Origin of the sequence: Paracoccus sp. NSM, from assembly GCF_052379855.1 — a bacterium.
Classification (GTDB): Bacteria; Pseudomonadota; Alphaproteobacteria; order Rhodobacterales; family Rhodobacteraceae; genus Paracoccus.
In genome coordinates, this window is record NZ_JBQTCG010000001.1 from 284,316 (window position 1) to 296,370 (window position 12,055).

At 67.3% G+C, this 12,055-nt stretch carries 9 protein-coding genes; 7 read left to right on the plus strand and 2 right to left on the minus strand.

Annotation, left to right across the window (positions count from 1 at the left end; genetic code table 11):
* Positions 1–24 precede the first annotated feature (24 nt).
* From ACTZWU_RS01335 to pdeM, 7 genes are all read left to right on the plus strand, one after another.
* Positions 25–1,509 carry an AMP nucleosidase gene (locus ACTZWU_RS01335; protein WP_444735553.1) on the plus strand — a complete coding sequence of 495 codons (1,485 nt, stop codon included), beginning with the start codon at positions 25–27 and terminating at the stop codon, positions 1,507–1,509.
* Positions 1,510–1,655: 146 nt separating this feature from the next.
* Entirely contained in the window at positions 1,656–1,955 is a 300-nt protein-coding gene (locus tag ACTZWU_RS01340; protein ID WP_304615974.1) for an HU family DNA-binding protein, read from the plus strand.
* A 122-nt stretch (positions 1,956–2,077) separates the two neighbouring features.
* A complete protein-coding gene (locus ACTZWU_RS01345) occupies positions 2,078–2,968 on the plus strand; it encodes a DMT family transporter (protein ID WP_444735554.1) in 891 nt (296 codons plus the stop codon).
* A gap of 60 nt (positions 2,969–3,028) precedes the next feature.
* Positions 3,029–4,021 (plus strand): ligase-associated DNA damage response exonuclease, encoded by a 993-nt coding sequence (locus tag ACTZWU_RS01350; RefSeq protein WP_444735555.1) that lies wholly within the window; start codon positions 3,029–3,031, stop codon positions 4,019–4,021.
* Complete coding sequence (locus ACTZWU_RS01355; protein WP_444735556.1) at positions 4,018–5,568, plus strand: cisplatin damage response ATP-dependent DNA ligase; 1,551 nt, start codon at positions 4,018–4,020, stop codon at positions 5,566–5,568. Before ACTZWU_RS01350 ends, ACTZWU_RS01355 begins: the two co-directional genes overlap by 4 nt.
* Positions 5,565–7,940 (plus strand): ligase-associated DNA damage response DEXH box helicase, encoded by a 2,376-nt coding sequence (locus ACTZWU_RS01360; protein WP_444735557.1) that lies wholly within the window; start codon positions 5,565–5,567, stop codon positions 7,938–7,940. Before ACTZWU_RS01355 ends, ACTZWU_RS01360 begins: the two co-directional genes overlap by 4 nt.
* Positions 7,937–8,599: a ligase-associated DNA damage response endonuclease PdeM gene (gene pdeM / locus ACTZWU_RS01365; protein WP_444735558.1), complete on the plus strand. Its 663-nt coding sequence runs from the start codon at positions 7,937–7,939 to the stop codon at positions 8,597–8,599. Before ACTZWU_RS01360 ends, pdeM begins: the two co-directional genes overlap by 4 nt.
* A 53-nt stretch (positions 8,600–8,652) precedes the next feature.
* Here the strand turns inward: pdeM and ACTZWU_RS01370 are convergent, their stop codons facing one another.
* Together ACTZWU_RS01370 and gyrB are read right to left on the minus strand one after the other, a co-directional pair.
* Positions 8,653–9,438 carry an outer membrane protein gene (locus tag ACTZWU_RS01370; protein WP_444735559.1) on the minus strand — a complete coding sequence of 262 codons (786 nt, stop codon included), beginning with the start codon at positions 9,436–9,438 and terminating at the stop codon, positions 8,653–8,655.
* Positions 9,439–9,610: 172 nt separating this feature from the next.
* Positions 9,611–12,046 (minus strand): DNA topoisomerase (ATP-hydrolyzing) subunit B, encoded by a 2,436-nt coding sequence (gene gyrB / locus ACTZWU_RS01375; protein ID WP_444735560.1) that lies wholly within the window; start codon positions 12,044–12,046, stop codon positions 9,611–9,613.
* Between the last annotated feature and the right edge of the window lie 9 nt (positions 12,047–12,055).

The following is a 12,055-nucleotide window of genomic DNA, read 5'->3' on the forward strand; positions in this document are numbered from 1 at the left end:
TGCGCGATGAACAAGGACAGCCCGATGACGACGAACACCCGTTTCCTGCCGATCGAGACCCCCGAGCCGCTGCCCCGAGCCTCTTTCACCGATCCGCAAGAGGCGGTCGCGCGGCTGCGTGCGCTCTACGATCAGGCCACCGGGTTTCTGGTGCAGCATTTCACCGCCGTTCTGGGCGGTGAGAAGCCCCGCGCCCGCTACCGCGCCTTTTACCCCGAGGTGCGGCTGACCGTGCCGAACCATGCCAAGATCGACAGCCGCCTGTCCTTTGGCCATGTGGTCGGGCCGGGCAGCTACGTCGCGACGATCACGCGGCCGGACCTGTTCGGCAATTACCTGACCGAGCAGCTTTCGCTGCTGATCCGCAATCACGGCGTTCCGGTGACCATCGGCGCCAGCGACACGCCGATCCCGGTGCATTTCGCGGTCGCCGCCCAGACCGATCTGGCCGTCCCGCAAGAGGGCGTTCTGAATTTCAGCCTGCGCGACGTGTTCGACGTGCCGGACCTGAACACGGTCAACGACGACATCGTGAACGGCGTCGCGGGCCCGATGCCCGATGGCAGCCAGCATCTGGCGGCCTTCACCGCACAGCGGATCGATTATTCGCTGGCGCGCCTGTCGCATTACACCGCGACCCAGCCCGAGCATTTCCAGAACTTCGTCCTGTTCACCAACTACCAGTTCTATGTGGACGAATTCGAGGCCTATGCCCGCCGCGCGCTGGCCGATCCGGCGCTGGGCTATACGGGCTTCGTCGCGCCGGGCAATCAGCGCATCACCGACCCGGACGCACCCATCGCGGTGCTGCCCAAGATGCCTCAGATGCCGACCTATCACCTGACGCGGCCGAACGGGCAGGGGATCACGCTGGTCAATATCGGGGTGGGTCCGTCGAACGCCAAGACCGCGACGGACCACATCGCCGTGCTGCGCCCCCATGCCTGGCTGATGGTCGGCCATTGCGCGGGGTTGCGCAACAGCCAGTCCCTTGGCGATTTCGTGCTGGCCCATGCCTATCTGCGCGAGGATCACGTTCTGGATGACGACCTTCCGGTCTGGGTGCCGATCCCGGCCTTGGCCGAGGTGCAGGTGGCCCTGCAGGAAGCCGTGGCCGAGGTCACGCAGCTTGAGGGCTACGAACTCAAGCGCATCATGCGGACGGGCACCGTCGCCACGATCGACAACCGCAACTGGGAACTGCGCGACCAATCCGGCCCGGTTCACCGGCTGTCACTGTCGCGCGCGGTCGCGCTGGACATGGAAAGCGCGACCATAGCGGCGAACGGCTTCCGCTTTCGGGTGCCCTACGGCACGCTGCTTTGCGTCAGCGACAAGCCGCTGCATGGCGAGCTGAAGCTGCCGGGGATGGCGACCGATTTCTACCGCACCCAGGTCGCGAGCCACCTGCTGATCGGGATTCGCGCGATGGAAAAGCTGCGCGACATGCCGCTGGAGCGGATCCACTCGCGCAAGTTGCGGTCCTTCAGTGAAACGGCGTTCCTGTGAGGGCGCGATAACGACGCCAAAACGCCGGTTTTCGCGCATCGGGCGAAAAACGCTTGATCTGCCCGGGAAAACCGTGTGTAGCAGGCGTTATGCCGCAAAAGGCGCTAATTGTGGCCCGGTGGAACAGGGCAAGAGGAGACAGAAACATGGCTACGGCTTCTGCCAAACCGATGACCAAGACCCAGCTGGTCGCAACCCTGGCCGAGGAAATGGGCTCGGACAAGAAATCGGCTGCCGCCGCGCTGGACGCGCTGGTCGCCGTGGTGACCCGCGAAGTGTCCGGCGGTGGTGCCGTGACCCTGCCCGGCATCGGCAAGATCGCCTGCCGCGCCCGTCCCGAGCGTCAGGTCCGCAATCCGCAGACCCAGGAAATGATGACCAAGCCTGCGGACAAGCAGGTGCGCGTGACCATCGCCAAGGCCCTGAAGGACAGCGTCAACAGCTGATCCTCAGCCATGCGCTGAACGCAAGGGTCGTGCCGCAAGGCGCGGCCCTTTTGCTTTGTGACTTCACGGAGCCGTGACGCTCTGCTAGCCGTTGTTGCACCGTGTGCAACAGGGGCCGGTTCATGGATATTCGCGCGATCCTGATGGGTGTGGGCTTCGCCATCATCTGGGCCTCGGCCTTCACCTCGACGCGGATGATCGTGACCGACGCGCCGCCCCTGATGGCGCTGTCGCTGCGTTTCGCGCTGTCGGGCGGAATCGGCGTCCTGATTGCGCTGGCCATGGGCCAGACCTGGCGCACGCTGACCGCGCCGCAATGGCGGGCCGTGATCGTGCTGGGCCTGTGCCAGAACGCGCTTTACCTTGGACTCAACTGGGTGGCGATGCAGTGGATCGAGGCGGGGTTGGCCTCGATCATCGCGGCGACGATGCCGCTGATGGTGGGCGCGCTTGGCTGGGCGCTGATGGGCGAGCGGCTGCGTCCGATGGGGATCGCCGGTCTGGGCATCGGGGTTCTGGGCGTCGCGATCATCATGGGCGCGCGGCTGGATGGCGGCAGCAACCTGACGGGGATCGCGATGTGCTTTGCCGCGGCCCTTGCGCTGGCCGTAGCCACGCTGACCGTGCGGGGCGCCAGTTCGGGCGGCAACGTGATGATGATCGTGGGGCTGCAGATGCTGGTCGGGTCGGTCACGCTTGGCATGATCGCGCCCTTCATCGAGACGTGGCAGGTCAACTGGTCGCCGCGTCTTGTCGGGGCGTTCCTTTACACGGTGATCGCGCCGGGCCTGCTGGCGACCTGGATCTGGTTCCTGCTGGTCGGCCGGATCGGCGCGGTGCGTGCGGCGACCTTCCACTTTTTGACGCCCTTCTTCGGCGTGGCGACCGCCGCCCTGCTCTTGGGCGAGGCGCTTGGGGCGGGCGACGTGCTGGGCGTGGCGATCATCATGGCGGGCATCCTGATGGTGCAATTGTCCAAGGCCCCGCCGGTCAAGCGGCCTCCGCCCAGCTGAGGCGGAACGCGGGCGCCGATGTCGCGTTGATTTCGCGAAAATCCTTGCCATCTTGCACCCATGCGCGCCGATCAGATCCTGCACCCGACCGAGGCCGGGCTTTACTGCCCGCCCGGCGATTTCCACATCGACCCCGTGCGCCCGGTTCCGCGCGCGCTGATCACGCATGGCCATGGCGATCATGCGCGCGCGGGTCATGGCGCTGTGCTGGCCACCGCCCAGACGCTGGACATCATGGCGATCCGCTATGGCGAGGATTTCACCGCCAGCCGCCAGGTGGCCCAAGGCGTCATCCGCATCGGCGACGTGCAGGTCAGCTTTCACCCGGCGGGGCATATCCTCGGCTCGGCCCAGATCGCGGTGATGCCCGACCGGGGGCCGAAGATCGTCGTCTCGGGCGATTACTGCCGCGCCCCGAACCCGGTCTGCGCCCCCTACGAGCCTGTCCCCTGCGACATCTTCGTGACCGAGGCGACATTCGGCCTGCCGGTCTTTCGCCACCCTGATCCCCTGGCCGAAATGGCCCGCCTGCGCGCCAGCATGGCCGAATTTCCCGAACGCCCGCATCTGATCGGCGCCTATGCGCTTGGCAAGGCGCAGCGCGTCATCGCGCTGGCGCGTCAGGCCGGGATCGACGGCCCCATCGCCATCCATGGCGCGTTGGAGCGGCTCTGCCGGTTCCACGTGGAACAGGGGATCGACCTTGGCCCGCTGGTCCCGGCCACCGCCGACCGCGTGGACGCGCAGCTGGTCATCGCCCCGCCTTCGGCCTTTGCCAGCGCTTGGGTGCAGCGGTTCCGCGACCCGGTGATCGGCTTCGCCTCGGGCTGGATGGCGGTGCGCGCCCGCGCGCGCCAGCGCGGGGTGGAATTGCCGCTGGTGGTCAGCGACCATGTGGACTGGCCGCAGGTCACGCAGACCATCCGCGAGCTGAACCCCGAAGAGGTCTGGATCACCCACGGCACCGAGGACGGGCTGATGCGCTGGTGCGAGATCGAGGGCCGCACCGCCCGCCCCCTGCGCCTGATCGGCTACGAGGACGAGCCGGAATGAGGGCATTTGCGCATCTGCTGGAACGCCTGGCCTTCACGCCTGCGCGCAATGCCAAGCTGCGGCTGCTGCGGCATTACCTGGAACAGACGCCCGACCCGGATCGCGGCTATGCGCTGGCGGCGTTGACCGGCGATCTCAAGCTGCGGGCGGTGACGCCGGGTCTTTTGCGCGGGCTGATGGCCGACCGGATCGACGCGCAGCTTTTCGCGCTGTCCTACGATTTCGTGGGTGACCTGGCCGAGACGATCGCCCTGCTTTGGCAGGGCGAGGGCGATGACGACGTGCCTCTGCGCGATGCCGTTTCCCTTTTGCGCGATACGGGCCGGGCGGCGCTGCCCGGCGCCATCGCGGCGATGCTGGATCGGCTTGGCCCGTCCGAGCGGCTGGCCTTCCTGAAGCTGGCCACCGGCAATATGCGCGTGGGCCTTTCGGCGCGCATGGCCCGGATCGCGCTGGCCGAGATGGGCGCCCCCGAGGTCAAGGATATCGAGGAAATCTGGCACGGCCTGACGCCCCCTTATCTGCCGCTCTTCGACTGGATCGCGGGCGGGCCGCGCCCCGAACAGGCCGCCCGCGCGCCCTTTCGCCCGGTCATGCTGTCCACGCCCACCGATCTGGACCAGCTTCGCGCGCTGGACCCCGCCGATCACGTCGCGGAATGGAAATGGGACGGCATCCGGGTGCAGGCGATCAACGATGACGGGACGCGCCGGCTTTATTCCCGCACCGGCGAGGATCTGGGCAACGCCTTTCCCGACCTGCTGGAGGCGCTGAATTTCGACGGCACGCTGGACGGCGAACTGCTGGTTCGGCGCAGCGACGCGGTCTGCAGCTTCGGCGACCTGCAACAGCGCCTGAACCGAAAGGCCGTCAGCCGCGCCCTGCTGGACAGCCACCCCGCCGCGCTGCGCGTCTATGACGCGATGATCTGGCAGGGCACCGACCTGCGCGACCGTCCCTGGCAGGACCGCCGCGCCCTGCTGGAGGCCGCCGATTTCGGCAGCGACCGGATCGACCTGTCGCCGCTGCTGCCCTTTGCAACATGGGACGATCTGGCCGCCCTGCGCGCCGATCCCCCCGATCCGGTGATCGAGGGCGTGATGATCAAGCGCCGCGACAGCCTCTATGTCGGCGGTCGCCCGCGCGGGCCGTGGTTCAAGTGGAAGCGCGATCCGATGGTCGTGGATGCGGTGATGCTTTATGCGCAGCGCGGGCACGGGAAACGCTCGGGGTTCTACAGCGATTTCACCTTTGGTCTTTGGGATGGGGCCGATCTGGTGCCGGTCGGCAAGGCCTATTTCGGCTTCACCGATGAGGAACTGCGCCAGCTTGATCGTTTCGTGCGCCAGAACACGGTGGACCGCTTTGGCCCGGTCCGCGCCGTCGCACCGCTGCTGGTGCTGGAGGTCGCGTTCGAGGGGCTGAACGCCTCGGCCCGGCACAAATCGGGCGTTGCCATGCGCTTTCCGCGCATCAGCCGCATCCGGTGGGACAAGCCCGCGGCCGAGGCCGACCGGCTGGACAGCCTCAAGGCGCTGATCCCGTGACGCTGCCGCCCGCCTTTCAGGACTGGTTCGCGCGTCAGGGCTGGCAACCGCACCCGCATCAGCTTGCGCTGCTAGAGGCGACCGGCGACAGCCTGCTGATCGCGCCGACCGGGGGCGGCAAGACGCTGGCGGGCTTTCTGCCGTCGCTGGTCGATCTGACGGCGCCGCATCGGGGGATGCACACGCTTTACGTCTCGCCGCTCAAGGCGCTGACGGCGGATATCGCGCGCAATCTGGCGCGGCCCGTGGCCGATCTGGGCCTTGACATCCGCATCGAGGACCGCACCGGCGACACCCGCCCCGCGCAGCGCGCCCGCCAGCGCATAGATCCACCCGACATCCTGCTGACCACCCCGGAATCGCTGGCGCTGATGCTGTCCTACGAACAGGCGCCCGCGATCTTTGGCGGCCTCAGGCGGGTCGTGCTGGACGAGTTGCACGCGCTGGCCGAAAGCAGGCGGGGCGATCAGCTGATGCTGGCGCTGGCCCGGCTGCGGAGCCTTGCGCCGGATCTGGTCGTCACCGGCCTTTCCGCCACGGTCGAGGACCCCGACGCGCTGGCCCGCTTCATGGGCGGCGCGCAGGTGATCCATGCCGATCCCGGCCCCGATCCCGACATTGCCATGCTGGACACGGCCAAGCCGCCGCCCTGGTCGGGCGCGGGCGGGCATTACGCCGTTCCCGACGTGCTGAAAGCCGTGGCCGAGGCGACGACGACGATCATCTTCATCAACACCCGCGCGCAGGCGGAACTGTTCTTTCAGGCGCTCTGGGCGGCGAATGACCAGAACCTGCCGATCGGCCTGCATCACGGCAGCCTCTCGCGCGAGGCCCGCGAGAGGGTCGAGGCCGCGATGGCCGCGGGCGCGCTGCGCGCGGTGGTGGCGACGGGGTCCCTGGATCTGGGCATCGACTGGGGCGCGGTCGATCTGGTCATCCAGGTCGGCGCTCCGCGCAACGTCAAGCGGCTGGTCCAGCGCATCGGGCGGGCGAACCACCGTTACAACGCCCCCAGCCGCGCCCGGATCGTGCCGGCCAACCGGTTCGAGGTCGTGGAATGCGTCGCAGCCCTTCAGGCCGTGGCCGAGCGCGACCTCGATGGCGATCCGCGCGGGCCCGGCCCGCTGGACGTGCTGTGCCAGCACATCCTGCTGACCGCCTGCGCGGGGCCGTTCGACGCGGATGCGCTTTACGCCGAGGTCACGCGCTCGGGTCCCTATGCGGCCCTGACCCGCGCGGATTTCGACGCCTGCCTCGATTTCGCGGCGACGGGTGGCTATGCCCTGCGGGCCTATGACCGCTGGCAGCGGCTGATGCAGCGCGACGGGCTGTGGCGGCTGCGCGATCCGCGCGCGGCGCGCGACATCCGCATGAATATCGGCACCATTGTCGAGGCCGAGATGCTCAAGGTCCGGTTCCGGGGCCGGGGCGGCGCGCCTCTGGGCGAGGTCGAGGAAAGCTTCGCCTCGACCCTCTCGCCCGGCGACACGTTCCTGATCGGCGGCCAGACCGTGCGCTATGACGGGCTGCGCGAGATGGTGGTCGAGGTGACGAAGCAGCCCTCGAAAGAGCCGCGCATCGCGGTGTTCTCGGGGCTGAAACTGGCGACCTCGACGCAGCTGTCGCAGCGGGTTCAGGCGCTGATCGGCAACCCTGCTGCCCATGCTGCCCTGCCGGGCACCAGCCGCGACTGGCTGTCCCTGCAGGCGCGGGTCAGCGCGCTGCCGCGCGCGGGCGTGCTGGTCAGTGAGACCTTTCCTCATCAGGGCCGCTGGCAATTCGCGCTGTATGGCTTTGCCGGGCGGAACGCGCTGCAGACGCTTGGCCTGCTGATGACCCGCCTGATGGAAGAGGCCGGGCTTGGCCCCCTGGGCTTTCTGGCCACCGATTACGCGCTGCTGATCTGGTCGCTGGACCCGGTCACGGACCCCGCGCCGCTGCTGGACCCCGACGGCCTGCGCGAGGGGCTGGGCGACTGGCTGGCCGGCAATGCCGTGATGAAGCGCAGTTTCCGCAACGTGGCCATCGTCGCGGGGCTTATCCAACGCAACCTGCCGGGCCAGCGCAAGACCGGCAAGCAGGCGACGTTCTCCAGCGACATCCTTTACGATACGCTTCGGAAATACGATCCGGGCCATCTGCTGCTGCGGATCACCGCCGACGAGGCCCGGCGCGGCCTTGTGGATTTCGACCGGATCGAGGACATGCTGGCCCGGTCGCCCGGCCGCGATCACCGGATGCTGGACCGCGTCTCGCCCTTGGCGGCGCCCCTGCTGCTGGAGGTCGGGCGCGTGCCGATCGCGGGGCAGGGCCGTGAAAGGCTGGCCGAGGCCGAGGCGGCGGCCCTGATGGCAGAGGCAGGCTTGACGTGACGGACCACGCTTTCGATTTCGGCGGCCAGAGGCTGCTGGCGCGCCCGTCCGGGGCGCTTTACTGGCCCGCGCGGCGCTGGCTGATCCTGGCCGATCTGCATCTGGGCAAGTCCGAGCGCATGGCCCGACGCGGCGGCGCGCTGCTGCCGCCCTACGAAACCCAGGCCACGCTGGACCGCGCCGAGACCGAGATTGCCGCGGTCGATCCCCTCGTCGTGGTCAGCCTTGGCGACGGGTTCGACGATGACGCGGCGGGTCGGGCCCTGCCGGATGCAGTCTGCGCGCGGCTGGTGCGGATGGCTGCTGGGCGGCGCTGGATCTGGCTCAGCGGCAACCACGATCCGGGCGCGATCTGTCCTCGCCTGCCGGGCGAGCAACAGGACGAAATCCGCGACGGGCTGGTGCTGCGCCACGAGCCGGTTCCGGGGCAGGGGCCTGACATATCAGGACATTTCCATCCCTGCCTGCGTCTGGCCGGTCAACGGCGGCGGTGCTTTCTGGTCGGCCGCGACCACCTGATCCTGCCCGCCTTTGGCGCCTATACCGGCGGGCTTGAGATCACCGATCCCGCGCTGGCCGCCCTGGTGCCCGAGGGACTGGCCATTGCCTGCGGCGCCCGTGCCCTGCCGGTGCCGGTCAGGACCTTGCGGCGCGCATGAAAAAACCGGCGCCGCAGGACGCCGGTTTTCCTGTATCTCACCCGTCAGAGGGATCAGAAGGCGTAGTTCACGCCCAGCTTGATCGAGCTGTGCGACGGGGTCGCGCGGGTCGTGCCCTCACCGACGGCCAGCGGCGTGGTGATATCGTTGGTGCCGTAGCTGCGATAGTTGAACTCGCCAAAGCCCGACAGGCGCTCGTTGAAGGCGCGCTCGAAACCGAAGCCCAGCACGTAGCCGGTCGAGGAATAATCCTCGCTGCTCGAGCCGCTGAAGCTGCCCGCGCCGGTGCCGGTCGTGTTGAAGCTGTAGTTGAAGCTGCCGCGCGACACGCCCGCGACGCCATAAATCATCGTGGTCGGATCGACCAGATAGCCGGTCTTCAGCGTCAGGTCGATCACCGACTTGACCTCGGATTCGACGTTCGTTTCGTAATTGAAGCCGTTCAGGCTGAAGCTGCCCGACGACGAGTCGCTGACGCCGCTGAGCTCGGCGGCCAGGTTCGGACCGACGACCCACTGGCCGCGCTGCCAGCGATAGCCCACATGGGCCGAGCCGGTCAGGCCCGAAAGCTTGATATCGGTGATGTCGGTCGCACGGCCGATCGGGTCCGACCCGTCAAGGGCCTGAAGGCCGACCGTGTCGTCACCGCCGAAGCCGAGGCCCAGGGCGCCGCCGACATAGCCGCCTTCCCAATTGCGGCCCGCAGGGGTCACCTGAATCTCGACCGGGGCGATATCGACGATCGGCACGGCGGTCCCGCCTGCCATTGCCACCGTGGACACGAAAGCCGTAGCACCCGAAGCGGCGCAGATTGCGATAATAGACTTGGCGTTCATCATGGATTACCCCTTGCACCCTCTCGCCGCGCACGGCGGCAGCACCGATACTACGCGTTGTACGATAAACCCGTTTCACACGCGAAGGCAAACAAAACACCCAAAATGACCTTCCGCCCTGCCCGTCAGCACGGGAAAGGCGTGTGATTTGGGCAACAAGCCGGCCTGACGGGTCTCAGGTATCCAGATTCTCGACGCTGAGGGCGTTCTGCTGGATGAATTCGCGGCGGGGTTCGACCACGTCGCCCATCAGCTTGGTGAACAGATCCTCGGCCTCGGCCAGATCCTCGATTCGCACTTGCAGCATGGTGCGCGCCACCGGGTCCAGCGTGGTTTCCCACAGCTGTTCGGGGTTCATCTCGCCCAGACCCTTGTAGCGTTGCAGGGACAGACCCTTTTCCCCTTCGAGGAAAATCGCGTGCAGCAGGCTCAGCGGCCCGTGAATCGCCTGCTCACGATCTTTGCGGATCAGCCTGGCCGAGCGGCCATAGACCTCTTGCAGGGCGGTGGTCATCTCGCCCAGGCGGCGGCTTTCGCCGCTGCGCAGCATCTGGCCGTCAAGGCTGCGGTTCTCTTCGACGCCGCGCAGGGTGCGCGACAGGCGGATGCCGCCATCCTGCGTCGGACGGCCCTGCCAGCCGCGTTCATATTCGGCGGCGATCAGGTCCAGACGGGCCGCGACCGCATCGGCCACGTCCTGCGCGTCGGCATCGACCCGGCCCGGCACCAGCGCGCCCGCGATGGCGGCCTGTTCGGTGATGTGGGGCGGGTAATGCGTGGGATAGGCGCGCAGATAGCGGCGGGCGGTGCGGGCTTCGTCCACGACGCGGGCAAGGTCGTTGCCGGTGATCTCTTCGCCCGAGGCAAGGCGCAGGCTGGCGCCCTCGACCCCCTGCTGGACCAGATAATCCTCCAGCGCGGCCTCGTTCTTCAGATAGACCTCGGACCGGCCGCGCCCGACCTTATAAAGTGGCGGTTGCGCGATATAGAGGTGCCCTGCCTCGATCAGCTCGGGCATCTGCCGGAAGAAGAAGGTCAGCAGCAGCGTGCGGATATGCGCGCCGTCCACATCGGCATCGGTCATGATGACGATCTTGTGGTAGCGCAGCTTCTTGAGGCTGAACTCGTCGCGCCCGATCCCGGTGCCAAGCGCGGTGATCAGTGTGCCGATCTGGTCGGATGACAGCATCCGGTCGAACCGCGCGCGTTCCACGTTCAGGATCTTGCCGCGCAAGGGCAGCACCGCCTGGTTCTGGCGTGACCGGCCCTGCTTGGCCGAGCCACCGGCCGAGTCACCCTCGACGATGAACAATTCACTCAGCGCGGGGTCCTTTTCCTGGCAATCGGCCAGCTTGCCGGGCAGGGACGCCACATCCATCGCCGTCTTGCGGCGGGTCAGTTCGCGGGCCTTGCGGGCGGCTTCGCGGGCCAAGGCCGCCTCGATGATCTTGCCGACGATCTGGCGGGCCTCGGTCGGGTTTTCCTCGAACCACTCGGCCAGCTTTTCGTTCACCAGCCCTTCGACCGCCGGGCGCACCTCGGACGAGACCAGCTTGTCCTTGGTCTGGCTGGAGAATTTCGGATCGGGCACCTTGACCGACAGTACGCAGGTCAGACCCTCGCGCGCGTCGTCGCCGGTGAAATCGACCTTTTCCTTTTTCGCGATGCCGCTGTCCTGCGCGTATTTGCCGATCACGCGGGTCAGCGCGCCGCGAAAGCCCGCAAGATGGGTGCCGCCGTCGCGCTGCGGGATGTTGTTGGTGAAGGGCAGCACGGTCTCGTGATAGCTGTCATTCCACCACATCGCGACCTCGACGCCGATGCCGCCCTTTTCGCCGGTGATGAAGATCGGCTCGGGCATGACGGCGGTTTTCGAGCGGTCGAGATATTTCACGAATTCCCGGACGCCGCCTTCGTAGAACAGTTCGGTCTTCTGGATCTCGGCGTGGCGTTCATCCTCCAGGATGATGCGGACGCCGCTGTTCAGGAAGGCCAGTTCGCGCAGGCGGTTTTCCAGCGTCTTGAAGCTGTATTCCAGGTTGCTGAACGTGCCGTTCGGGTCGGTCTGCTTGTTCGAGGCGAGAAAGCGCACCTCGGTCCCCGACTCGCCGGGCGCATCGCCCACGACCCGCAGATGCTCGACCGTGTCGCCCTTTTCGAAGCGCGCGTAATGTTCCTTGCCGTTGCGCCAGATCCGCAGCTCCAGCCAGTCGGACAGCGCGTTCACCACCGAGACGCCGACCCCGTGCAGACCGCCCGAGACCTTGTAGCTGTTCTGGTCGAACTTTCCACCCGCGTGCAGCTGGGTCATGATGACCTCGGCCGCGCTGACGCCCTCGGTCGGGTGCATGTCCACGGGGATGCCGCGGCCATTGTCGCGCACGCTGACGCTGCTGTCGGCATGGATCTTGACGCGCACGAAATCGGCATGACCGGCCAGTGCCTCGTCGATCCCGTTATCGACGACCTCGTAGACCATGTGATGCAGGCCCGACCCGTCATCGGTATCGCCGATATACATGCCGGGCCTTTTGCGCACGGCTTCCAGGCCCTTGAGAACCTTGATGGAATCGGCGCCATATTCGGCAGGCTGGGATGCGGCTTCGCTCATGCGTCAGGT

Bases quoted from the DNA above. Each gene is read 5' to 3' on its own strand.
- ACTZWU_RS01345 (WP_444735554.1), top strand. From the start codon at position 2,078: ATGGATATTCGCGCGATCCTGATGGGTGTGGGCTTCGCCATCATCTGG.
- gyrB (WP_444735560.1), bottom strand. From the start codon at position 12,046: ATGAGCGAAGCCGCATCCCAGCCTGCCGAATATGGCGCCGATTCCATC.
- ACTZWU_RS01335 (WP_444735553.1), top strand. From the start codon at position 25: ATGACGACGAACACCCGTTTCCTGCCGATCGAGACCCCCGAGCCGCTG.
- ACTZWU_RS01340 (WP_304615974.1), top strand. From the start codon at position 1,656: ATGGCTACGGCTTCTGCCAAACCGATGACCAAGACCCAGCTGGTCGCA.
- ACTZWU_RS01370 (WP_444735559.1), bottom strand. From the start codon at position 9,438: ATGATGAACGCCAAGTCTATTATCGCAATCTGCGCCGCTTCGGGTGCT.
- ACTZWU_RS01350 (WP_444735555.1), top strand. From the start codon at position 3,029: ATGCGCGCCGATCAGATCCTGCACCCGACCGAGGCCGGGCTTTACTGC.
- ACTZWU_RS01355 (WP_444735556.1), top strand. From the start codon at position 4,018: ATGAGGGCATTTGCGCATCTGCTGGAACGCCTGGCCTTCACGCCTGCG.